The organism is Leptospira licerasiae serovar Varillal str. VAR 010 (genome assembly GCF_000244755.1).
Taxonomy (GTDB): domain Bacteria; phylum Spirochaetota; class Leptospiria; order Leptospirales; family Leptospiraceae; genus Leptospira_B; species Leptospira_B licerasiae.
On record NZ_AHOO02000005.1, the window covers coordinates 136753 to 160295 of the forward strand.

22 protein-coding genes and 1 pseudogene are annotated in these 23543 nt (G+C 40.2%); 12 read left to right on the plus strand and 11 right to left on the minus strand.

Translation table 11 applies throughout. The features are described from left to right. Nucleotide 1: 1 nt before the first annotated feature. The 6 genes and pseudogenes from LEP1GSC185_RS01035 to LEP1GSC185_RS01060 form a co-directional block, all read right to left on the minus strand. Nucleotides 2-422, minus strand: a pseudogene (locus LEP1GSC185_RS01035) (ATP-binding protein). A gap of 9 nt (nt 423-431) precedes the next feature. Then, the gene (locus LEP1GSC185_RS01040; RefSeq protein ID WP_008590000.1) at nt 432-773 is read right to left on the minus strand and encodes an STAS domain-containing protein; all 342 of its coding nucleotides are present in this window, start codon (nt 771-773) and stop codon (nt 432-434) included. Then, nucleotides 774-1697, minus strand: coding sequence for a hypothetical protein (locus LEP1GSC185_RS01045; RefSeq protein ID WP_008589842.1), 924 nt, complete (start codon nt 1695-1697; stop codon nt 774-776). Between the two features lie 192 nt (nt 1698-1889). Beyond that, nucleotides 1890-2591 (minus strand): MgtC/SapB family protein, encoded by a 702-nt coding sequence (locus LEP1GSC185_RS01050; RefSeq protein WP_008596135.1) that lies wholly within the window; start codon nt 2589-2591, stop codon nt 1890-1892. 15 nt (nt 2592-2606) lie between these two features. Further along, complete coding sequence (locus LEP1GSC185_RS01055) at nt 2607-3386, minus strand: inositol monophosphatase family protein (RefSeq protein WP_008589939.1); 780 nt, start codon at nt 3384-3386, stop codon at nt 2607-2609. 18 nt (nt 3387-3404) lie between these two features. Beyond that, the gene (locus LEP1GSC185_RS01060; RefSeq protein WP_232298414.1) at nt 3405-4712 is read right to left on the minus strand and encodes a HEAT repeat domain-containing protein; all 1308 of its coding nucleotides are present in this window, start codon (nt 4710-4712) and stop codon (nt 3405-3407) included. Nucleotides 4713-5048: 336 nt separating this feature from the next. On the opposite strand from LEP1GSC185_RS01060, the gene hflX reads away from it, so the two are divergent. Beyond that, nucleotides 5049-6719, plus strand: a complete 1671-nt coding sequence (gene hflX, locus LEP1GSC185_RS01065; protein WP_332306295.1) for a GTPase HflX — start codon at nt 5049-5051, stop codon at nt 6717-6719. A gap of 22 nt (nt 6720-6741) precedes the next feature. Here hflX and LEP1GSC185_RS20230 read toward each other — a convergent pair whose 3' ends face one another. After that, nucleotides 6742-6867, minus strand: coding sequence for a hypothetical protein (locus tag LEP1GSC185_RS20230; protein ID WP_008591752.1), 126 nt, complete (start codon nt 6865-6867; stop codon nt 6742-6744). 112 nt (nt 6868-6979) lie between these two features. On the opposite strand from LEP1GSC185_RS20230, the gene murB reads away from it, so the two are divergent. The 3 genes from murB to LEP1GSC185_RS01080 all read left to right on the plus strand — a co-directional run bounded on the left by murB (nt 6980) and on the right by LEP1GSC185_RS01080 (nt 9621). Further along, nucleotides 6980-7933, plus strand: a complete 954-nt coding sequence (gene murB / locus LEP1GSC185_RS01070; RefSeq protein WP_008589606.1) for a UDP-N-acetylmuramate dehydrogenase — start codon at nt 6980-6982, stop codon at nt 7931-7933. A 15-nt stretch (nt 7934-7948) separates the two neighbouring features. Then, entirely contained in the window at nt 7949-8530 is a 582-nt protein-coding gene (locus LEP1GSC185_RS01075; protein ID WP_008590700.1) for a TetR/AcrR family transcriptional regulator, read from the plus strand. A gap of 494 nt (nt 8531-9024) precedes the next feature. Beyond that, on the plus strand, nt 9025-9621 hold the full coding sequence (locus LEP1GSC185_RS01080; protein ID WP_010514738.1) for a hypothetical protein: 597 nt from the start codon (nt 9025-9027) through the stop codon (nt 9619-9621). Between the two features lie 27 nt (nt 9622-9648). Here the strand turns inward: LEP1GSC185_RS01080 and LEP1GSC185_RS20095 are convergent, their stop codons facing one another. After that, a complete protein-coding gene (locus tag LEP1GSC185_RS20095) occupies nt 9649-10182 on the minus strand; it encodes a hypothetical protein (RefSeq protein ID WP_010514736.1) in 534 nt (177 codons plus the stop codon). Between the two features lie 520 nt (nt 10183-10702). Here LEP1GSC185_RS20095 and LEP1GSC185_RS01090 point away from each other — a divergent pair. Then, complete coding sequence (locus LEP1GSC185_RS01090; RefSeq protein WP_232298413.1) at nt 10703-11413, plus strand: TetR/AcrR family transcriptional regulator; 711 nt, start codon at nt 10703-10705, stop codon at nt 11411-11413. 171 nt (nt 11414-11584) lie between these two features. Here LEP1GSC185_RS01090 and gpmI read toward each other — a convergent pair whose 3' ends face one another. Continuing rightward, nucleotides 11585-13225, minus strand: a complete 1641-nt coding sequence (gene gpmI / locus LEP1GSC185_RS01095) for a 2,3-bisphosphoglycerate-independent phosphoglycerate mutase (protein WP_008591307.1) — start codon at nt 13223-13225, stop codon at nt 11585-11587. A gap of 243 nt (nt 13226-13468) precedes the next feature. On the opposite strand from gpmI, the gene LEP1GSC185_RS01100 reads away from it, so the two are divergent. The 4 genes from LEP1GSC185_RS01100 to LEP1GSC185_RS01115 all read left to right on the plus strand — a co-directional run bounded on the left by LEP1GSC185_RS01100 (nt 13469) and on the right by LEP1GSC185_RS01115 (nt 19803). After that, nucleotides 13469-15493, plus strand: coding sequence for a hypothetical protein (locus LEP1GSC185_RS01100; RefSeq protein WP_008590498.1), 2025 nt, complete (start codon nt 13469-13471; stop codon nt 15491-15493). A 164-nt stretch (nt 15494-15657) separates the two neighbouring features. Continuing rightward, nucleotides 15658-16674: a DUF1554 domain-containing protein gene (locus tag LEP1GSC185_RS01105; protein ID WP_008591521.1), complete on the plus strand. Its 1017-nt coding sequence runs from the start codon at nt 15658-15660 to the stop codon at nt 16672-16674. 87 nt (nt 16675-16761) lie between these two features. After that, entirely contained in the window at nt 16762-17892 is a 1131-nt protein-coding gene (locus tag LEP1GSC185_RS01110; RefSeq protein ID WP_008590072.1) for a DUF1554 domain-containing protein, read from the plus strand. A gap of 282 nt (nt 17893-18174) precedes the next feature. Continuing rightward, nucleotides 18175-19803, plus strand: coding sequence for a hypothetical protein (locus LEP1GSC185_RS01115; protein ID WP_008591232.1), 1629 nt, complete (start codon nt 18175-18177; stop codon nt 19801-19803). Nucleotides 19804-19890: 87 nt separating this feature from the next. Here the strand turns inward: LEP1GSC185_RS01115 and LEP1GSC185_RS01120 are convergent, their stop codons facing one another. Continuing rightward, nucleotides 19891-20694 (minus strand): LA_0442/LA_0875 N-terminal domain-containing protein, encoded by an 804-nt coding sequence (locus LEP1GSC185_RS01120; RefSeq protein ID WP_008591126.1) that lies wholly within the window; start codon nt 20692-20694, stop codon nt 19891-19893. Nucleotides 20695-20834: 140 nt separating this feature from the next. Here LEP1GSC185_RS01120 and LEP1GSC185_RS01125 point away from each other — a divergent pair, with 140 nt between their 5' ends. After that, nucleotides 20835-21389 (plus strand): RNA polymerase sigma factor, encoded by a 555-nt coding sequence (locus LEP1GSC185_RS01125; protein WP_024863953.1) that lies wholly within the window; start codon nt 20835-20837, stop codon nt 21387-21389. Between the two features lie 160 nt (nt 21390-21549). Continuing rightward, the gene (locus LEP1GSC185_RS01130; protein WP_008590520.1) at nt 21550-22605 is read left to right on the plus strand and encodes a FecR family protein; all 1056 of its coding nucleotides are present in this window, start codon (nt 21550-21552) and stop codon (nt 22603-22605) included. 115 nt (nt 22606-22720) lie between these two features. On the opposite strand, the gene LEP1GSC185_RS01135 is transcribed toward LEP1GSC185_RS01130, so the two are convergent. Continuing rightward, nucleotides 22721-23167 carry a DoxX family protein gene (locus tag LEP1GSC185_RS01135; protein WP_008591617.1) on the minus strand — a complete coding sequence of 149 codons (447 nt, stop codon included), beginning with the start codon at nt 23165-23167 and terminating at the stop codon, nt 22721-22723. Nucleotides 23168-23319: 152 nt separating this feature from the next. Here LEP1GSC185_RS01135 and LEP1GSC185_RS19985 point away from each other — a divergent pair, with 152 nt between their 5' ends. Beyond that, nucleotides 23320-23484 (plus strand): hypothetical protein, encoded by a 165-nt coding sequence (locus tag LEP1GSC185_RS19985; protein ID WP_008590138.1) that lies wholly within the window; start codon nt 23320-23322, stop codon nt 23482-23484. Nucleotides 23485-23543: the final 59 nt, after the last annotated feature.

Genomic DNA, 23543 nt, shown 5'->3' on the forward strand with positions numbered 1-23543 from the left:
ATTATCTCGTATGGATCAGAGTGAGTTTATTACGCGGAGGATTTTTGAGACGTTGATAACGCACGACCATTATTTTTTTTAATGGAGCGTAGTCCGAAACCTCCGTCGGCGCCGCTTTCATATAATTCCTTCCAAGTTTCGCTTTTTTCTTTAGTAGGATCGAAAGGAATGCCTTGGTCTAGAATGGAAAACTTCCAGCTTCCTTTATTCTTTTTCATTCTTAATTCAATCTTAGAGGAGTCCGGTTCAGTAAACCCATGCTCTATTACGTTAGTCATAGCTTCATCTAGGCAGAATACGATCCTGCCCTTGACAATGTCCGAACAATCTTCTCCTAAAAACTCGCGGACCTCTCCCCGAATTTTAGAAAGTTCATCCAGATCGACGGAGTAATATAGGATTTTTTCCGGAGAGAAATCCATGAGAGGATTTTAAACTCCGCCTAACGCATCATTTAAAGAAGGAAATACTCTTACCTTTTTGGTGAAATACATCAGTTCCATCGTATCCTTTACTTCCTTTTTAAGGCTGCAGAAAACGATCTCTCCTGATTTTTCCTTTAGGAATTTTTGAATGGAGTTCAAAACACCGATCCCTGCGGAAGCGATATAAGTAAGAGCGGAACAATCGCAGATGATCGTTTTGATTCCGTTCCCTACTGCCGCTTCCAACTTGATCTTTAGGTCCGGAGCGGTCTTAGCATCGATCTCTCCTGCAACTGTTAGGATCAATTTGCTTCCGTCCACTTTTTCATTAAATGTTAGGCTCGCCATTTACACACCCTTCCTTAATTCTTTCATTAAATCCTTCGCTTGAATAATTCCGTAGAGTTTTCTTTCTAAGGAGTCAATTTCATAGTAATACTTAGTATTGGGATCACCTTCAAAAATATGGGCGTATTTCCGGATACCTTGGATCGCCTTCTTTGCATTCCCTTCTAATATACCTTTTGTTATGGAAAAGTAAAGTTCGATAGCAAGAGAATCCCGCAAGGTTTCCTTAAATCCAACTTCACGTTTTCCTAATGCGTCCAAAAGATTGTCCACCTCTTGCTCGCTATATGTTTCCGAATCGCTGTAGTTGATTATATATCTGGAAAGTAGTTTTTTGCACCTTACCAGATTATTAACCTTTGCGGCAGAGAGTATTTGTTGATATAAAGTATGGATCTCAGTATCCAAATATACTTTTTGCCTGGTCCCATCCAGTTTTACCGGCTCGAACGCAGATTTTAATTCTTCTTTGGAAAAATTCTTAATAGAGTCTTCGAAAAGTTTTTCGTTATTACTGCTAGTTACTTTTTCGAATTCTTTAAGAGGCTTTTCTAATACTGCGATAAATTCCAATGCCTCGGGTGAAATAGCAACGCTACCGGTTTCTTGGATCTTCTCCAAAAAGAAAATACAAGAGTCGCCTAAAGCAGAAAGACTTTCTATAATTGCCTGAGAGACCAAGCGTTTACATTGGTGAGGGATCGTATGTAGATACGAAGGATTATTGGAATCCTCTTGGATCTTATCGATCATCTTACTTGCTGCAAGTGCAGAGTGAGACTTTTCCTTTTCCCAACCCGCATAAATGAACGGATCGTATAGGTATTTCTTAAAATTCTTTTTGCCGGACATGGCAAGAAGTCGGATGATTTTTACAAGTTCCTGCGCGAGATCAGAAGGGATCGATGTTCTTTTTTCGGCCATATCGAGGTCAGAATCATTTTATAAACTCTTAAAAAAAGCATAGCAAATTCCGAAATTCGAATAGATTCCGGGAAAAACTAATAGGACATAAGAGCTATTCCATGCTCTTGAAGCCCGCGATAAAATACTCATCAATGACTTAAGTTTTGGAACAAACTATAAAACAGATTTCAGAATTGTAACAAATTCTACTCAGGTCGATTCTATACTGATCTTTATGACATCCGCCAAATTTCTAAATTCATCCACAATCTTTAGAATATCAAAGTCCCGGGGCATTGCGATCGTAAGTTTGATCTGAGCGTTTTTGCTTTGGTAATCCTGCATAAAGGATTCAGAAACCAATCTTAACTTATTTCTTAATAATAATTCTTTAAATCCTTTTCGGTGGAATTTTTTCTGTTTTAGGTCCAGGACTAAAACTTTATATTCATATTTTCCAAAATACCTTTCTTCTACCAGATCGAATAAGACCAGAATGATCAGAGTAGCAACGGTGGTTAAAAATCCCGCATAGTATAAACCTGCTCCAACAAGCAAACCGATCGCAGAAACGATCCAGATAGAAGCGGCGGTATTTAATCCTTTCACGGTCAATCCGAACTTCATAATCGCACCCGCGCATAAAAAACCGACTCCGGAAACCACTTGCGCGGCTATCCTAGAAGGATCTCCTCCCACTACGGAATAGAATTCCGGAATAAAAATAGACAATAACATCAAAACGGTAGAAGCAAGACCGATCAAAATATGGGTCCTGAAACCGGCGCCATGATTTTTACCTTCTCTATTCCAGCCAACTGCGCCAGCAAAAAGAATGATCAAAGCAACCCGAATACTTACCGTGACAGTATCGATCGTTTTAGAATCCAAGATGGTTAGAAATTCCTGCATATTCCAAGGAATGATCTAAGGTTTCAGTCGGTAAACTTCTTTTAAGAAATCCGGATCTCTACTTAACAGGGCAGACATGCGGATCTTATCCCATTTCAAAGGATTTCCCGATTTGTCCAAAGCGATCCCGCCTGCTTCTTCCAAGGCAAGAACTCCTGCGGCAAAGTCCCATATCTTAGCGCCACTTAAGTTCATGAATAGATCCGTCTTACCTTCTAGTAATTCTAAAAATCCAGCTCCTGTCGCTGCCAAAGCACGAGTCGCCAAAGTGTTTTTACTCGCGTTTGAGATCCAACGATAGTCCTCGTCTTGGAAGGTATTATTGATCTCAAGAGAAAGAACGGAACGATCTATACTTCCACCCTTTTTAAGAAGGATCTTTTGATCGTTGATAAAAGTCCCAACTTCTCTTTGTGATGTAAGGTAAGTATCCAGCGCAGGAAAATAAATACATCCTACCTTAGGAGATCCATTCTCTATATAAGCTAAAATTACGCTGAACTCTTTGATCCCTCTAGAAAACAAGGTAGTCCCGTCCAACTCATCGCATACTATGAAAGTTTCCGGAAGAGGTTCAGGATTGTTTTGCTCTTCCATGACGAGCGGAATTGTGGGAAATTCCTTTTTGAGAATTTCTTCCAGAACTCGATGAGAGTCCAAGTCCGCTTGTGTCAAAACCTGCATAGGATCTTTCAGATCGAATGTGGACTCTTTACCGAATAATTTTAAGATCTCTGTTCCGGCAGATTTAGATGCGAATCTGAAAACGGATAGAATTTTAGAAAGATCGGCCATTCACTAAACAGAAAATCATTAATTAGAATTTTCTGTATTCGGAGCCGGATCGGAAGTTTCCATATCATCCAGAATAGAAGGCCTTTTCGGTTTCTTCTTCTTTTCTTTTTCTTCCTTAGGCATAGAAATAGTTCTGACTTGGATATATTTTCCAAAGACCCAACCTTGGACTGTTTCAGTAAATGCATCCTTGTATTTGGTATTTACTAAGACTTTATAATAAAAGTCTTCGATCCTTTGGCCTTCGATCGGAATGATATAAGCAACCGAATGTTTTTTTATGACTTTTCCAACCTCTCCCGCTTCCAAGTCGCGGATCTTAGGAGCCCCTACATAAGGCTCTCTTAAAAGAGGAGTATTATCGGAAGTAATAGTCATATATTTTCCGACAGCTTTTAACTTATACAGTCTTGCACTGATCTCGTTTACTATATTTTCGGAATCAACATTAGCATTCAAAATTCTTAATAATGCAAAGATCGCGAACGAATTCTTCTGTTCAGTTAAAGTGTCCAGGATCTGATTTCTCAGGTTTGTCTTATCTTTGAAAGAATCTTCCAAAATTTTCATGGAAGTCCTGGTCTTATGCCTACCCAAAGCTTCCACTGCAGCTTTTTGGAATTCTTCGTCTTCCGAATTTAGATAATCTATAAATATGCGAAGGTCTTCCGGAACTTGGTAATATCCCAGACCTAAAAGAGTTGCCTTTACGATTTCCTTATCGTCGGACTTAAGACCTTTTTTTAAGAGAACTTCTCTTGCTCCGGGATCTAATGTTTTTCCCATTCCCCGGAAAGAAGCCACTCTAATCTCTCTGTCGGAGGACTTGGCTCCTACATAAAAATAATCTAATGAACGTCTGGAACCGATATCTGCAAGGCCTTTATATGCAGCTTGACGCACCCATTCTCCATCTCGATCTATCATTTTATGTAAAATATTAACACCGACCGGGTTTTTCAATCTTCCCAAAGCCAAAGCCACTGCAGCTCTTACTCTTGGAATAGGATGAGTTAGTCCGAAATGTTTTAGCCTGGCGTAATTGTGAGTTGCTTCCGCTTCAAAAACTTTCAACAATCCGGTTTTTAAAAGATCATTATAACGTTTCGATTCAGGGTCCAAGACCTGCTTTTTAGGTTTTTTCTTATCTGTTTCTTGGTTATCGGAAGCGGAAGTATCCTCGGTGTCAGAGGAACTATTCCCTACGTCTGAAGTATTGTTAGTATCTTCGGGAGTTTGAGCAAGAATTGGCGAGAACCAGACTCCAAAGGACGCAATCAGTAATAAGCCTGGAAATAAAAATCTGAAATTCAATGGGGCAAACATTCTTGTAATCGAAAAGCAAGCTTTGGTCCAAGAAACATTTCCCTGTGCCAGCCTCTATTCTTTTTTTCGACCATCCGTTATCGTGCGATTACCTTTTTTTAAGCCGAAATCCTCTATTGCAAGTAATGTAACCGTAAAAGTAATAATTTCTTTCCAGAACAGGATATAGATTTGCCATATAAACCTTTATATCTATAGAATTCGATCTTCTTGGGCTTTTTTACGACCGGAACTGCTTGACTCTCCTTTTGGGAAATGGTACCGTCTAATTCTTAGAGAAGAGGCAAATTTATCAGTAAGCTCAGCGGAAACCTTTCCGGACTCAAGTCCAATCAGATCCAAAGACTCAAAAAACTCTCCGAGCGTAGAATTCGGGAAAACGTGATCATCACGCCCGAAGTTTCCAGAACACTCACAGAACTTTCCTTCGAAATCAGCAGACAAATCGGAATCTTAATAGATCGAAACGGATACGTTACTCACGTGATCGTGGGATCGGACAGTTCCATCGATATTCCTTGGTTGGATCGTATCAGGACATCCGAAGCAAGATTAAGAGGCCTAAGACTGGTACATAGCCATCTCAAAGAAGAAAGCCTGAACCAAGAAGATCTTACGGACTTAGCTTTATTACGTTTAGATTATATAACTGCAGTCACAATGGACGAGAAGGGCCTTCCTAAATCTTATTATTCCGCACACGTAAATCCCGAAGACGAAGAGGGAGAACCATGGACAGTCCTTCCTAAAAAAGTTCCGGGACAATTGGAAGAAGGTATACTGGACGAAATTCTAGATATCGAAAGCAGGATGACCAGATATCGCAAAAATCTAAAAGGCGCTCAAAAAGAAAATAGGGCCTTTTTAGTAGGAGTATATCCGGAAAATAATAGGGTACGTCCTCCTGCACAATCCATCGAAGAACTAAAAGAGCTCTGCAGGACTGCTGGAGTCCATGTAGTAGATTCGTTTATCCAACGAAAAAATCGTTTAGATCCTTCCACAGTATTAGGAAAAGGTAAACTAGAAGAGATAGTATTAAAAGCGATCCAGAAACAAGTGGAACTATTAGTATTCGATCTGGAGCTCACTCCTTCTCAAGCAAAGAAGATCTCGGACTATGCAGATCTTAAAGTTTTAGATAGAACCCAATTGATCTTGGATATTTTTGCAAGGAATGCAACAAGCAGGGACGGTAAACTCCAAGTAGAACTTGCCCAATTAAAATATCTGAAAGGAAGGCTTTCCGAGTTGGACGATAATATGTCCAGGCTTACCGGGGGAATAGGCGGAAGAGGACCTGGAGAAACAAAACTCGAGATCGGAAAACGTAGAGTAGAAGAAAGAATTTCCAGGCTGGAACAAGAACTTAAATCCTTAAAAAAGAGAAGAGAGATCGCAAGAAGAAGACGTAAAAAAAACGAGATCCCTGTTTGTGGTATCGTAGGTTATACAAACGCAGGAAAATCCACCTTACTGAACGCGATGACAAATTCCTCCGTATTATCCGAAGACAAGTTATTCGCAACCTTGGATCCAACTTCCAGAAGAATTCGGTTCCCGGAAGAAAGAGAGATCATTATCTCCGATACAGTAGGATTTATCCACGATCTTCCCCCGGAACTTTCCAATGCATTCAAAGCGACACTGGAAGAATTGGGAGATTCCGATTTATTAGTCCACGTAGTAGATGTTTCCAATCCGGAATTCAGACAGCAAATGGAAGCAGTCGAAACTATATTAGAAGATTTGAATCTGTCGGATATACCTAGGATTTTAGTATTCAACAAGATAGACGGTTTACCAGAAGAAGCAAGGAACGAACTTTTAAGGGAGGCGGATCTGGATACGATCTATGTCTCCGCCACCAAAGGTTTCGGATTAAACACTCTGCTGAACCGGATAGAAGAGAGAATATACTCACAGGCAGAGGCAAAACTCTCCAGCTCTAAACTTTGGGAAGAAGATGAAGATTGGGAAGAGGAAACGGAAAAAACCTACGTTTGACGCAGGTTTTACAGAAGGTGAATTAAACCAGACCGGCTAATTTTTCCTGATCCATAGCCAATCGGATAACAGAATTGATATAAGTTTCCCTATCCGATCTTCCGCTGATATAATCTTGATACACGGATTGTAAGAGCAAATAAAACATATTCTTTCGGCCCCTAAAAGAATGTTCGGACCGACTTACTCTTCTCATAAGCCTTTTTTGAGGCTTAGACTTTTTTCTTGCTCCTAGATCCGAACGGGGAAACTTGAATAAAGTGGCTATTCTTTCCGAAATACAGATCCGAGAACTAAAGAATTCCTTAGAGAATTCCGGTCTACCCTACCGGGAAAATCAGGATTTGAGCGTCAATTGCTCCTTTAAGATCGGAGGAATATCCCCACTCATAGTCGAGCCAGAAACCCGAGAACAAATCCTAGAAACTCTTTCTTTATTCAAAAGACTGGAAATGCCGTGGAAGATCCTTGGAGGTGGGACTAATATTCTGATCTCAGATCATCCGGATGATTTTGTGATCCTAAAACTTTCCGGAGGATTCAAGGAATACAAAGATCTGGGAGAAGGGTACTTCCAAGTTGGAGCTGCAACCAACACGACTCCGGTGTTTCGCCAAATCTCTCAGAAAGGATATACCGGAGCAGAGTTCCTAAGCACTATCCCCGGTTGGACTGGCGGAGCGGTCATCCAAAATGCAGGTTGTTATGGAGGAGAACTTTTTGATCTCATCCAAGAAGTGGAATTTTTAAGGAACGGAGAAGTTCTCAAAAGAAAACCTTCTGAGATAGAACACGGCTATAGATTTACGGAGTTCTTAAAAAGAAAAGATTCCATTATTCTTTCCGTTCTGATCAAATTGAAACGGGGAAATTTAGAGGAGATCGAAGCTTCTCTAAAGGAAAAACGGGACAAACGGAATTCTTCTCAGCCCCAGAATAAAAAAAGCGCCGGTTCTATGTTCAAAAACCCAAAGGTATTCGACGAACATGGAAAAGAGATCAAAGCTTGGCAATTTATAGACAAGGTAGGCCTAAGAGGTTTACAAATAGGTGGAGCCCAGATCTCGCCGGAACATTGTAATTTTATAGTGAATATCGGAGGAGCAAAGGCTTCCGATGTGTATGGACTTGTAAATACTGTCCAAGAAAAAGTGGAAAAAGAAACCGGTGTGATATTACAAAGAGAAGTGGAATACTTCGGTTCCATTCCCTAATTCCAGGAAAACCAAATGCCAGTAGTTCGAGATCCGGAAGATAAAAAAGAAAGAATACTCACCTCTGCCTTAAGGTTATTCACCGAAAAAGGTTTTGAAGGAACTCCTATACCGGATCTAGCCAAAGACGCAGGTATAGGTGCCGGGACCATATATAGATATTATAAAAATAAAGAAGAATTGGTAAACGAACTCTATCGTTTCTGGAAAAACAAACTGAGAGAAACTCTCGCAGAAAATTATCCTGAAAAAGCAAAATCCAAAGACTTATTCGTTCATCTGTGGAAGGCGCTTGCAAATTTCTACCACCGTTATCCGGAAGCATTCGAATTTTTAGAATTACACTATCATTCTCCGTATTTGGACCAAGCCAGCAAAAAAGCGACCTCTCAAACTATGGAGTTTATTTGCACATTCTTAGAACAAGCAAGAGCAAAAGGAGATATTAAATCCGACCTCGGCTCTATGGAACTTGTTTCCTTATGTTATGGAAGTTTTGTGGGAATGGTGAAAATGGCCAAGGGCGGTTATATCCAACTTTCCGCAGAGACTTTACAGGCTTCCGGTTTAACTCTCTGGAAGGCATTGGCAAAATAAGAACCTTACTATTTTAAAATTTATTTCCTAAGGGATAGGAATCATTCCAAATATAATTCTTACTAAGACCGGAAACAATATTCCAAATTAGATATTCGTAAAACCCCAATTTATCATTTCTCAAATAACATCTCTTTCTAATATGCATATATAAATGATCGATAGTTAGGAGAAATCGTTTGTCCATAATACCTTCTTTAGTCCTTCTTTGTTCAGCGATATTTTTTTACTTTAAATCCGACAGGAGAAAGCTTTCTTTGGCCTTCACTTCTGTTGCTTCTTTAATGGCCTTATGGTCAATATTAATATTCTGCTTAGAATCCGGACTAAATTTAGAATTTAAATTAGTCATAATGAATCTAATACCGATCCCTCCCCTTTTCATTCCATATTTAGTTAATTATATTATTCGAAACTACTCGAATCCAAATCACCTAACGCCGATTCCACGTCCCTTTGCAATAGCCCATAGTATGGCAATTATTCTATTTTCTATGTTTTTTATTCTGGAGATTGGGTCCCCTTTTGCATTCGATGGATCTTCATTTTATTTTAAAGGGGGCTTAATTTATAATCTTTCCGTGTTCTATATTTATGCCGCGCTTGCTTGGGGAATGGGTAGGATTATTTACAACATGTTCCAAGGAAATTACTTCGAAAAACTTCATTCTATCTATCTTTTTACCGGAATTCTGTTCTCCTGTATCTTTTCCGTTGGCTTTCTATTATTCAGCCCCACAAAAGAATTGATCCATAATTCAATTCTGGCGATTGGATTAATCTTTTTCCTATGGTTTAGTTGGATACCTGTTACAAAATACAGATTATTTAACGTAGACATAGAGGACTTCGGCAAAGATCTCAGAAACCCTAGGATTTCTTCCATAGTTATAACTATTAATCGATATTTATTAAATAAAATCGATCCCATCGGATATAAAGAGATCTGTGACAGATACGAGAAATTAAAAGCAGAGGAACTCAAGCATATTCAAATGTCCGGCATTCAACGTCTCTTACTAGGCAAGGTTTCCCCATTTGAGTATTTAGCGGAAGCCTCAGAGAAGATAACGAAATTGTTCTTTAATTAAGATCTATGAAATAAAATATTATTTTATCTAATCATAAACTTTTTTTTCCAAGCTCAATAATTGTTTATACGCTAGCTCGTAAGAGGATCGAGGTAAATTCATAGTTAGCGAAATCGCAGATCGTAAATCCTTATTTTTCTTTTCCTGCAACAGTTTATGACACAAATTGATTAACAGTTCTTTGTCGGTTAGCTCCAATTTGAAGGCTAAATCAATAACCCTTTTCATTTGAACGTCCTCTTTTACTTTTTGCGACTTAACAAGATCAGTCACTAGGTCGCCAAAAATGGACATCTGTTCTTCGGTGCTAGCCTGCCAGTTCCCTTTGCCAGTCTTAACGTAAATTTTCGATATTCCTAGCTGAATTAGGAGCTCATTTAGAACTAATTCCTCTATTTTATCATCATTTCGGGCCCATCTCTGAAACGTGTGCTGGGTAATATTTATTCTTTCGACTGCACGTTGTATCCCATATTGCTGCACTGCGTATAACAACCGTTTACCTTCGGATCCTAGGGCCCGGGAGGATTTTAGCGTTTTAGGGTCCTTAACTTTCTTCATTTTTGAACCTTAGATAAAAAGTACATTTTGTACTTTTTTTTACTTGATTACGTATATTTTGAACCTTTTATAGAACCGAGATGAAACCTGATGGTGCGAACAAATCTGATCAATATTTATCATTGCTGTCGCCAAATTACAGTTTAGTTATCTATTTTTTGATTTGTTACTATGGGTTTGGAATGCCGGTTCCGGAAAACTAATGTTATAAATCCTCGGATTATTACAATCTTTGTTCCAAATAATTCAACCTGCAAAATTGAATTATTTATTATTTTCTAAACGAATAAACTCGGCATGTTGTAAATTCGGTACCGCGAACTAATGAGAGGAAAATTTTATATTTTCCTCCATTCAAGTTGAGTATTCAAATTTACTGATAGTTAAATTCGCACCTCTGATTCAACAAAAGAAATGAATCGGCACCAAAGAGATATAATAGAAACTCAAAATGCCGAACTCGGAAAACTCTTAAAAACAAAAAAGACCGTTTAGGAGAAATTTGAAAATGGTTACCCGGATGGAAAATAGTCCCTTGATAGAAACCCTAGGTATGTCCTCGGATCCTGAGTTCACACCCGATCAGGATCCCGTATACGAAACAAACAAGGAGTCTCCATTACATAAGAAACAAGATGACTCTAAAGAAAAAATCATACGTTCCGCTCTTAAGCTGTTTGCAGAAAGAGGATTTTTCGAAACAAGGATCCCTGAAATTTCTGCTCATGCAAAAGTTGGAGTTGGAACAATGTATCGCCACTTCCGAAATAAGGATCATCTTTTTAACGAAACATTTAGGATCTCGATCCAAGAGTTTTCCGAGTTCTTAGATAGATCCATATCTAAGAACTTATCTCCGAAGGAACAGTTTTTCGATTTTTGGAAAGGACTTGGACTATTCTCTCAAGGTAAATTGGATCAATTGATCATGATAGAAAGAAATCTATCTTCCTATATACTGGATGAAGAAAGCACACAAGATGCAGCGGCCTTAAAACAGAAAATTTCAGAATACTTTGCGCCTGCTCAGAATGACCAAAACCTAAACCTACTTTATCCTTCTCTCATCTTAGGTTCTTTTACCGGGGTTCTACGCTTTCATAGAACTCAGGAAAACAATATTGAACCTTTTCTCATGGAACAATCCGCGGAGATGTTATGGGAAGGTTTTTCTAAGGTTCGCCAATCCCCAACTTCTAAAAAGAAAGAAAAACAGACAAAAAAGCTCTGAAATGGTATCGGTTTTTTGCCGGAGGTTTTATTCACGATAAAATAACAATATATGTACTCAAAGCCCATTTACCGCAGGAAAATAGGCATAAGGATATATTCATCATTACGAAATTTTAAATCAGTTAGATAAGAGCCTAAGCTATGTAGTTCATTATGTGAACGATTGGCCTTACTTAGCTAACAAACTAGGATGATATCCTTCCGGCGTTTCGTATCCCATAATATCCAAGATCGTAGCCGCAACATTCGCGAGTCCAGGATCTTTCAGGTCCGTTCTTAACTTGATCTTACCTTCAGGGTCCAAAACGCTAAATGGAACAGGATTTAAAGTATGAGAAGTTTTAGGAACAGGTTTACCCTCTTTATCCTTCTCTACATTCCCTTTTTTATCAAGTTGGTACATCTCATCCGCGTTTCCGTGGTCTGCGCTCACCAATAAAACTACATTACTTTTTTTGCATGCTTCTGCAAGACTGCTCATACATTCGTCCAGGAATTCCATAGCCTTTACTGTGGCTTGGTAATTTCCAGTGTGACCGACCATATCCCCATTCGGGAAATTGATCCTATAGAATTCCGAATGATTTTCTCCTAAAACTTTTTCGAGTTCCGCTGTAATCGCCCGCGCTTTCATCTCGGGAGTTTGGTCGAATGGAATTACATCGGAAGGGATCTCCTTATATTCTTCGCTTTTAGGATCGAACTTACCGGAGCGATTTCCGTTCCAAAAGAATGTCACATGTCCGTATTTCTGTGTTTCGGATAACGCATATTGGTTAATCCCGGACTTGGCCATGTATTCGCCTAGAGTACGATCAATTGCAGGAGGGCTTACTAAAAATCTTTCGGGTAATTGAAGATCCCCGTCGTATTGCATCATTCCCGCGTAACATACCTCCGGAAAATCGCCTCTGTCAAATTTGTTGAAATTTTTCTGAGTGAATGCTTGGGAGATCTCGATAGCTCTGTCTCCTCTGAAATTCGTAAATACTACCGAGTCTCCACTGACAATTTTTCCAACCGGCTTTCCTGATTCTTCTATCACAAAGCTTGGAAGGTATTGATCGATTATCGTTGGATCTTCTTTTCTAAAAGTTTCTATCGCAGTTTTTGCATCGGAAAAGCTCCGACCTTCTCCATGGACATGGATCTTCCATCCTCTTTCCACCATAGCCCAATCCGCTTCGTAACGGTCCATAGTGATCGTCATTCTTCCCCCGCCGGACGCGATCTTTACGTCCGCACCTTTAGATCTGAGCGTTGTCAGCCATTCTTCGAAAGGAATAAGATATTCTAAAGCGGACTTTTCAGGAACGTCCCTTCCATCTAGAAGAATATGCAATCTGATTTTCGGGACCTTTTCACGTATTGCAGCCTCTATCAAAGATTTCGTATGATCGATATGTGCATGAACATTTCCGTCTGAAAAAAGACCGATCAAATGTAATGTGGAATTTTTGGATTTAGTATTTTCTACAATTTCTTTCCAAGCTTTTCCCTCGAATAACAATCCTTCGGCGATAGAGTTATTGACTAGCTTAGCGCCCTGATCGAAAATACGCCCGCAGCCCAGAACATTATGCCCCACTTCGGAGTTTCCCATATCCTCGTCGGAAGGCATACCAACTGCGGTTCCGTGCGCTTTTAAAAGGATGGTGGGGGATTCTTTCCAAAGTTTATTGAGAAAAGGAAGATTGGCACCTGCAATCGCATTCCCGAATTCGGGGCCTTTAGGAGTATAACCAACGCCGTCTAAAATTACGAATAATACCTTTCGGGGAGAGAAGGGAGTTTTTTTCTTCAGTTGCATTCTGTTCCAGGAAAGCGCTTCCCTATGCTTCGTCAAGAGGATTCATATAAGACCTTCGGCGTACGTCCTTCGGTTTATACGGGTTTTAGCGAAAAAGAAGCAGGATTTAGGTTTTTCGGTGGAAGCGTTTAGAATGCATTATATGATGGTTTTGAATATCCTCAGGGATAATTATATCGGAATGCGGATATCTTTTCGCAAGTATATGCTAAATTTTTAATATTTTATTGTTTATAAACTAAGATGAACGCAAAAGGTCCCAAACCCTTAGATCCGAATACAGGCAACGTAGCCGTTCCTAACTTCTTAAAAGTTAAGAAGTTAAACGAAGTTGTGAGTTATTATATGAACGATAAAATAACTCACTCCGTCTACAAAGCCATTTCTGCGGCGACATCTTTCAAGAATGTAAAGAAAAGGCAATTATTCGAACCTCATCATAAAGTGCCCGAAGTCGGAGAGTTAGGACCTAAAGATATAGATCTTCACTTAAAACGTCTGTTAGAAGACGGTACGGTTTCTCAACTTGCATATTTGATCAGCGACAGCACAGAGAAACAACCGGAAGCGCTTCCTTGTTACGCTTCTTTTCCGGAAGCGGAATCTTTGGATTTGAGCAGGATCTATCTTGAACTACTGGATTATTCCGTTTCTTCTCTCTTAAGTTATCTGGATAGAAAACCTGAAACAAACAAAACTCTGCTTTGGGAAAATTTGGAATCGGATCTAGAATGGGGGGCCAGGAAAGAAGCGCCCTTCCCTCAGTTATTTTTATATTTGAGACAGACATTCCAAAACGAACATTTCAGAATTTCGCCTAACCCGGAGTTTATTAAGGATTTCTTATTCGAATTAGAGGATGATCTTCATAAAAAAGGGAGGGTAATAGACGTTCCGGGATATGGTCTATTCGGGATCAAAAATCCCAAAGAAGCGGTCCAGATCATGGATTATGTGGATGACTTCATCCAATCTAAAGGAACAAAACAATTACGCCATGTTCTGATGGAAGAATTCCAAAAGATCGCAATGGAAGAAAAATTATATTATTCTAATACTTCCAACCCGGAGACCACAAAATTCAAGACGGAAAGAGCGGAAGCTTTTGCAAGAGCGTTACCCGGTACCCCAAGTCCCGGAACTCCGGGGATGTTGAGTGTAGTTTTGGTACGTAGCCTTTCCGAACTCGCGGAAAAAGAACTTCATAAACAATCCGCAGAAAGGGATCGAAACAGATTCCATGACATAAAAAGAAATCTTCTCTCTGAATCCGGTTCTTGGGAAAAAAAAGTCCTCTTAGTCCCGGACAAAGAATTCAAATCCTATCCGGAAGAATTAAAAAGGATGTTGATAGACGATTTGGAGATCGGCTATTCCACTTGGGAAACCAAAACAACCACCATACATGCTTTCTTTCATAAGAATGCAAATAGTGTCAGACAGATCATTCTAAGCTTAGGAGCGGCCACAAACGTAGAAACTTGGAAAATTCTTTGTATCAGACAACTTGTGGAATCCAACGAACCTCAGATAAAGTCGATATTTAGAGAACCGGACCTGGTTAAGGCTTACGGAAAAGTATTAAGAAAAGGTTATTTAGATTACTTCCCTTGGTATTATACTATCCTGGATCTGCTAGGAATAGGGAGAATATTCCAAGATATGTTCTTTGCTCAAGCGAAAGAAAAGATCAAGGGGCAACAGAACCAACTCAAAGCCAGAAATCACGAGGCTTCTAAAAAGGAAGAACAGGCAAAGATCCAAGAAAAGATCAAAGAAGAAGAAAAGATCCGATCAGCGGAACAGAAGTCCAAAATTTCCTCTGCAATGGATGAATTCTATTTTAGACGAAGCGTTCCGCCGACTGCTTCCGAGATCCAAGGAAATGTCGGAGAATTTCCGGCGGACCTATATTATCAGATTTTGGATCGAGAAAATTTCGTCTTTATCACTTGGGAAAAAGGAAAGGAAAGAATGGACCAGATCCTTTGTTATCCTGCAAACGAATCCTTTAGGAACAAGGCGAGAGAATTACATAGGATCTTATCGGAAAGGATGGAAGTCCTACAAAACAAAGTCAGGACAGCCGAAGAAGAAGATAGTAGAAGTAGGATCTCAAAAGTGATCAAGCATGTGGATGAATGGTTTACTTCTCACAAATCTTCTTCGGATAAAACAGCTCCTCAAAAAGGAAAAGTGGATTCCGGCGATCCTTATGAATCTTTCCGTAAGGAAATTGATAAATTAAGAAAAGTAGATAAACCTTAAGGGACAAATTTTTCCCAACGAACTCTGTTCGTTCTGCAAATTCGAAATCCAGGTCCTTAAAATTCGGACGAAATTCCCTTGGAAAATCCGCTTTTCCCAAAAAAGTGAGCAAAAACTCGCAATTGGATTGTGATTCTTAAAAAGAAATCACCCGACCTGGAACTATGAATTCGAATCCAAAGATCCTTTTCAGACTCATCCCGATCGTATCGCTATTCTCCCTATTCTCTTTTTGCAATCAGGCAAACCCGATCAATTTGGACGGCAGCAGCAGTGCTGCCGGCGTTCTTTTGAATGTTGTTTTACCGAATATCATCGGAGCTGAGATAATTCCGGAAGGTCTTCCGCAACTTTCGTCTAACGTTATTTACGATGCTGGGAATACCTATATAGATCTTACTTTTTCGGAACAAAGCACCGTAGACGAAAATTTTACGATGCAAATCGAAAGTTATACTACTGTTTCCTCACCGAGTTTTGTCGGTTATAATACTTTTACTCTTCCTGCAAATACGGGCACTTATTCTGTAGGTTTTGCGTTAAATGCAGATGATGATAACTGCTTAGATCGTGCAGGAGACAAATTCAGTTTCAGAATTACGAAAGATTCCACAGGAGATACTTTCGTATATGACGTAACTGTAAAGGACGGAGATTATTGTATTTTCGAATCTTCTGCCAAATCCCTGGCCCAATTGGGTGGACTAGGTGCAATGGACAATCATTGTAAAAACTTAGCAAGCGGGAAAGGTCTCCCTAGAAACCCAGCCTATTATAAAGCTATGGTTGGCGCTCTATCCGCTACCTACGGAGATAGAAATCCGGGAGAGACTCTGTCTTCTACTTCTTTCTTCCGGGCAAATAAGAGGTACGTTCGTAAACAAGGAAATGGAACTTGGGTAAAAGTCTTTTCGATTGGCGGGACCTGGCCCCTAAGTTCCGATTTTGATAATCCTTTGATAGATTTGGGAGATTATTGGACAGGAATGCATTCCGGTTGGGGCAGAATGGATAGCAACACCTGTCTCAATGGCTCCGAAAGTTGGACAAATTCGAGTAATTCTTCCAGCGGAAACTTAGGCACTTCGAGCGTAGTGACCGGAGACGCGGCTTATCGGACTCTAGATGCTTGTGATTCCCCTTTGACATTGCCGTTTATTTGCGTTTATTCTCCGGATTGATCTAAAAAATCGTTCAATTTTTTTCCCGCCTGGCTGTTTTCATACTTTAAGGGGTATTTTCCTCTGAGAGATCGGGCGGGTGCGAATATGAAAGGATCTAAATCATTAAGGACGGCTTTCATTTTATTATGTCTTACTTTGTGGATTTCCAAATGTAATAATGCTGAATCCACCGCTTTAGACGGAAGTAAGCCTAGCATAGCAGGCGCGATTACCATTGATCCTTCCATTTTTTGGAATTTGTTCAATGTCCTTCCTCCATATCCTTTGGTTGGATTTTATAACGAAGGGGAAACTACCTTCTCTGTAGAAGAAAATAACGAATCAGATATTACGCTCGGTATTAAAAATCCTCCTACTGACGGAAGCACGATCCAATATAGATTTTATACTAGCGATAATATTTATTTCGTAACGGATACTGATCCTAACACCGGCGAATCCTTAGGTTATACAACCCGTAGCTTCGGTGTGGACCCTCAAAACCCTAATTTCGATTATAAAGCCGGCCTAAACATTAATGGGGCACAAGATGATAACTGTTTGAATAACTATTACGATCTTGTAGCAGTGGACGTAGAATCCGGTATTTCCCAGACGTTTAAAGTTAAAGTAACCGATCTTGATAAATGTATCTTCGTAGCAACGAATAACGGAGCAGGTTACACAGGAAACTTTGCTAAAAAAGGAATTGATAATTCGACTTTTGCAGGTCCAAAAGAAGTTGCAGACGATATTTGTAACTCTAATGTTCCTGATGGTGTTAACAAGGACGTAGGTTATAAGGCAATGCTTGCGATAAGTTATAGTCCGAGTGGGAATTATCGGAATCCTTCCACTGATTGGGTATTCAACTCTTTCAGTAGATATTTCAGCCAGGGCGGCAAAAAATTAGCATATAGCTTCAATTCTTCTACTACGATCGGGTTTGCAAATGCGGATCAGTGGGCAAATGCTCTCGGAACTTCTGGCAGAATTTGGACAGGATTCAGTTCCATAGATTGGGCAACGAATATTCCTACCAGTTATCAATGCGCGGGATTAGCGCCTTCTGGAGCACCCTATTCTTCTTGGTATTCTTCTACCGCAACGGGAAGCCAAGGAGTTCTTTCTTCAGTAAATGGTAACTCAATTGCGGAAATGACAACTACTGATCCGGCTCAGGTGATAGAGACTGCATGTTCTCAAAAACGTAATATCGTCTGCGTCGGACAGTAAACGTTATATCCTGATTTATTATCATCCGCTCGGCTATTTCCTTATATAGGGTAATAGCCTTTTCTATTAAACGAATAGAGACAATCTGGCAGAATCTATAAAGATCTCTTTATACGAGATCTTTTATTTTCGAACAAACCTGCGATTTACATCCTATCCCAATAAAATTTAGTAAAAAAATTATCCCCCTGAAAAAAAAGAGCAAAGAGCTTAAGGGCGATTGTTACTTTTGTTATGGGGAAAACTATCCAAATTTTCCCCTCTTCTAAGTGGAGAATACAAATGAAAAGATTCCTGAATTCAAACAAGATCATAAATGGATTTTACCTTTTAATTCACGGATGTTTTCTTCTCTCTTTCTTATTGGTGCAAGGTTGTAATGATGCCAAGGCGATCAGTATAGATGCAAGTTCTTCCGCTATTGGCGCTCTGCTCTCAGACGGTAACTTTGGCGTATTCGGTAATTTTGGCGATTCTGGAGGAACTTCTCCTGCGGCTACTTCTCCCGTTACTGTTTCCCTGACGGGCTATGTGGATGTTACCGCAACGGATCTGAATCTTACCTTATCGGATTCAACAGATAGCACCACCCAGACGTTAGCATTATCTGCGAACGGTTCTTATTCTTTCTCCACAGAACTTACCAGTGGAGATTCCTATTCGATCTCATTAGGGGCTTACACACAAGGACAGTCTTGTAGCATCTCTGCAAATGGAAGCGGCACTGCAGGTACTACTGGAACTGCCACCATTGTTTGCGAAAGACAATTAGCGATCGCCGCCGGATGGAAAACTAGTTCTGGAACTCCAGTTTTAAAATTGTTCGGGGTAAATCATTCTGCTTCTCCTTATCTAGTAACAAAAAATCTTTCGATTACAGTTGGGGGTGCGCCTGGCTCTGTTGATCCGGAATTGGTTTGGAATGGGACCAATTATTTACTTATCTGGAAATCTGCAGATACTACCATTAAAGGACAATTCTACGATATTACTCTTACTGCTGTTGCTCCTGCGTTTACGATCTATACCGGGGCCGGCGTAACTATTGGAAAAGTTTCCGCGGCATATAATCCAAGTGGAGAATTTGCAGTTGTTTGGACAGAATCCGCGTCTATAAGAGCTGCTAAATACCAAAGGATCAGCGCCTCTACTGGAGCTCTTGTCGGAACTGCAACGACTATCGCATCTTCGACTAGTACAAATTATTTTAATGCTGATGTAGCTTTGAGTGGCAGCACTTATTATACTGCATTTCGCCAAAGAACAAGTGGTGGTGCAAATTTATTAACTGCCTTTAGTTTCTCTAACGGATCGGCTTCTTCTGTAAAAACGTATACCGCGTCCAATGGTACTGATTCACTTGCTCTGGATTATCCTTCTTTACTAGTACAAGGTTCGAATACCTGGCTGTTTTTTAGCCAAACTGAGACTGACGGTTCCGGAAACGTAAGCGCTTCTAGCTTAAAAATTTCTAAAAATTTCCAAACTTCCCCTGGGAATCTAAGAACGGAAACAAATCCTTATGGATGTGATCCACTTAATAGTAGTGGGGACCAATATATGCTCCCTTCTGCCGCAATCGCAAACAGTACGAATTTACTAGTTTCTTACGATCTATTTTGCGGAGATATGGGAGTATATAACGAGGTTTCAGATCTGCCTGTTACGATCACTTCAGGTGCCGCTGGGATTCCGACAGATTATTCTTCTGCTCAAATAACGACAGGAGCAACTATGGGTTCCTCAATTACTTGTAGAACTAATTCTTGCTTTATCAGTGTCGGTGACGAAAGTGCGGATTATCTTTATCTGTTCGATCCCGATCCTACCACCGGAGGGGACAACGGAACACTGAACCTATACTTGGATGTAGTAAACGGAATCGAATCTCCCGTAACTGTAATTCAATAAACGACAATCACACTTAAAATAAAAAAACTCGGGCACTTGTCTGTGGTCCGAGTTTTTTTTATTTTAGGCAGAATTTACTTCAAAGACTTAATATCTGATCTCGTATTTGAGTTCCCCATTCCAGCCTAAACCATTCCCACCAACGGTCATAGGTTGGTAAGAAGGAGCAAAGCTGAATCTAAAACCGGAGCTAGGTCCTTCCGCAAGGCCTTGCTCTGCTTTTACTCCTAAATAGTAGGAATAGAAGAGCTGTAATCCATAAACGATCCCGAACAAATACTGATAATTATTGGATTCTTCCGCAAGGCCTTGGTAATGATTAAATGCCCCTTTGTTCACCAAGAAGGCTCCGAGCAATCGTTGGGTAGTATTTGCAGGCAAGGAAAGGACAGGATCATTCAATGCAAATATGAAATAATTTCTTGCATTTTCTTCATAAGCGCCTTTGGCCGCACTGAAATCGTTTTGGGCCTTAACAGCTAGATAAGTTGCCCCTAAAACCGCGACAAATGCAGCAGAAGCCCTATATTTTTTATCCGCTTTCCAAATCCCCCAACCTGGAACAACTGCAGATCTAAGCGAATAATCCCAACGAGGCTTTTGGTACCATCTCTGGACCGCGACTTCTTCTTCGGTTTTTTTAGCTTCCTCTTTGGGTTTAACGGGATCCTTTTTTACGTCCTGTTTAGGGGTATCCTTTAAATTCAATTCAGCGATCTCTGTTTTTGGAATGGTTAGCACCTTTCCATCCACTTCGATCTGAACTTCCGTTCGGGTTTGGTTTACGACTTTCCCTTGTATTACTTTTCCGTTTTTTAAGGTTAGGCTAGAGCCAAAAAGGGAATGGGAAACAGTTAGGAAACAAATTGCAAAAAGCCAACGATAAGGCATAATTTATCTTAAATCCCTTTGACCTAGGATTACAGACACAAAAATTGTCTGCCTATACCGTTTTAAAACGGATTCCTTTCTACAAGAAAAAACCGAATTTACTTGAAAAAAGACCGATAGAAAAAAATTTCTATTCTACCGTGTCTGAAACCTTGTTTTTCGAAAAATTATACAATAAAAATAAGGATCACTTGTTTTCATTTATTCGGCGCTCCGTGCAGGATGAATCCACAGCCTTAGACCTATTACAAGACACCTTTTTGAACTTCTTTAAACATTATTCCGGCAAGGAATTACCGGATGAACAGGTCTCTAGGATGATCTTATTTAGAATCTCCAGGAATCTAATGATCAACCACGGAAAGTCCTATTATCAAAAGAACGTTGCTCTCGTTGGTGAGGAAACTTCTTCTTTATTCGGCTCCAAAGGCCAAGGTCCTGAAAGCCAGGTCCTGGACGAAATGGAGGCCCAAAATCTCGGAAAGATCATAAGCGAATTATTGAGCGCCTTACCCGAAGAACAAAAGACCGCTATAGAACTGCGTTATTCTCAAGGCTGTAAATTGGAAGAAATAGCGTCCGTATTGGACTTATCCGTATCTGGAGTTTCCAGACTTCTGGAAAGAGCCGAAAAACAGCTTTTACAAGAGGGAAAGAAGAGAGGCATCCAGCCTTCTTCTTTTCTAAAATCTTAGGATTTTCGCCAAAATATGTATTTCGAACAATTGATTCATTTCGTCAAAAAAGCCATCCCCACTCAAAAAAATGAGCAAGGTACCAGTTGTCAGTTTGTTGATCCAACTGAGCGGGCAGGACAATGTCAAAAGGCCCGGGACTAAGGAAACGGTAAAGAGGATGGAAAGAATGAACCCTGAATTCCAAACATTCGCAGAGCTCCTCAAAAAGTCTCTACCGAATTCTAAGGCACCGGACTTCGATCCAAACTGGATCGGCATGTCGCCTCGCTTCTCTGTGGAGGCAAATATCATGCAATCTCCTACTAAGGACAATGTAGTTCAACTGAGCGGCTCCAAAAATAAAGTATGGTTCTTAGCTGCGGCAGCAATCTTATTCGTAGGGATTGGAGCCGGAACTTATTTCACTATTTTCAAAAAAGAAGCCGCACCTGTAGCCGAAGGCACGCTGCTTAAAGCTGCAGTCGTATTCGTTAAAGGTGAAGCAAAAAATGTAAAAGAAGCTCCCGTAGCATTACATTTAGGCGATATACTTAGCGAGGGCGATAAGATCGTAACCGGCAAAGGTGGATCGGTAGATATCGGTCTAACCGATTCCAGCGTGATCCGTTTGAAAGAAAACTCCGAGTTAGTTCTCAAGAGTTTAAGACAAACAGACGCTTCTCAAATCAGGATTTCCTTAATGTCGGGAAAGATCCTGAACCTAGTCGAAAAGGAAAAGAAAAACGCAAACTACTTCGTAGATACTCCTACTGTGGTGGCTGCGGTCCGAGGAACTTCTTTCGAAGTAAACGCTTCCGATAAAGAATCTTCCGTCTTCGTAGTCGAAGGTGCAGTCGAAGTGACTCCTTTGATCCACGATAAGTCTGAAAGAGCTTTGATTACCGGTGGATTGATCATAGTCACTGACGAAAAAGTTATAGTGATCGAAGATCAAAAACGTGCTAAGGAAGAATCTCCTGAATACGGCGACATGCGTAAGAATCTTAGCGGTTTAGATAAAGAAGTTTTAGCATCTACTCAAAACTTAAAAACCGCTAAGACTGAGCAAGAGTTGGAAGAACTTTATGATAAGAGTATCGAACATATTATCATGAAAGACGGCCGCGATATCAGAGGTGTAGTTGTATCTCAGAAAAAAGGAAAGCTGATCGTCCAAACACTAAAAGGATCTTACATCCTGGACGAAAATTCGGTCGAAAAGATCATCTATTAAAAAAAATTAATAGATAGCTCCTTAAGTAAAGACCCGGGATTGATTCCCCGGGTTTTTTTATGCCTACTCATAATCCACCCACGGGCTTCAACAACTTGAACTTAAGAGCAGATTCTTAGACGGACCATTCCCCTAATTTTCTATCAAAGGAGAAGGAACCTGCTCCTCTGAACAAAAGGGAAAGCGCCGCAGATACAGCCAGAATATGGTATTCAAAACCTTCTCCGCCTTTGTCCCCGAACCAATTCATAAAGAAACCGTAATCTCGATGAGTAAAACCTGCGACTGTCAAAGTGATCGCAAGTCCCAATGCCCAGAACCTGGTTAAAAACCCGAATACAAAACAGATAGTTCCGATAAACTCGAAACCGATTACCAGGACTCCTAAAAAATAAGGAGCGCCTAAGGTTTCGGTAAAGTAGTCCATTGCGGTGTAAAATCCGGAACCTTCGAACCAACCCAATGCCTTTTGGGCTCCATGCGGGAAGATACAGATCGCAAGACCCAAGCGGAGAAATACAGGCCCCAAACCTTCTCTTGTTTGAAATAAATTATATAACATGCCGAATGTGCATCCTATTGAACCCATATCGGGTCAGATTTCCATTCTAATTTACATTCTCCGGAGTCCGAAGCGAGCTTAGGGGCCAAAATAGGTTGTCGAAAGGGGTATTTCCGTAAATTTTGGCAATACGAACGCATCGGAAGGTACCTATGTCTGAAGAGACAGCCGAAAAGAAGAACAAAAAAATCAACAAGATGAGCGCCCAAGAGCTTGACCAAGCTTTAAAAGACGCAGTCGAGAAGATGAACGGGGAAACGAGCAAGTACGTACAACATCTTAAAGCGAGAAAAGAAGAACTCGCTAAAAAGAAGTAAGCACTACTTTCAAAACCCGCAAAACCCTCCGCGGACTCGTGCGGAGGGACCTCAAAATT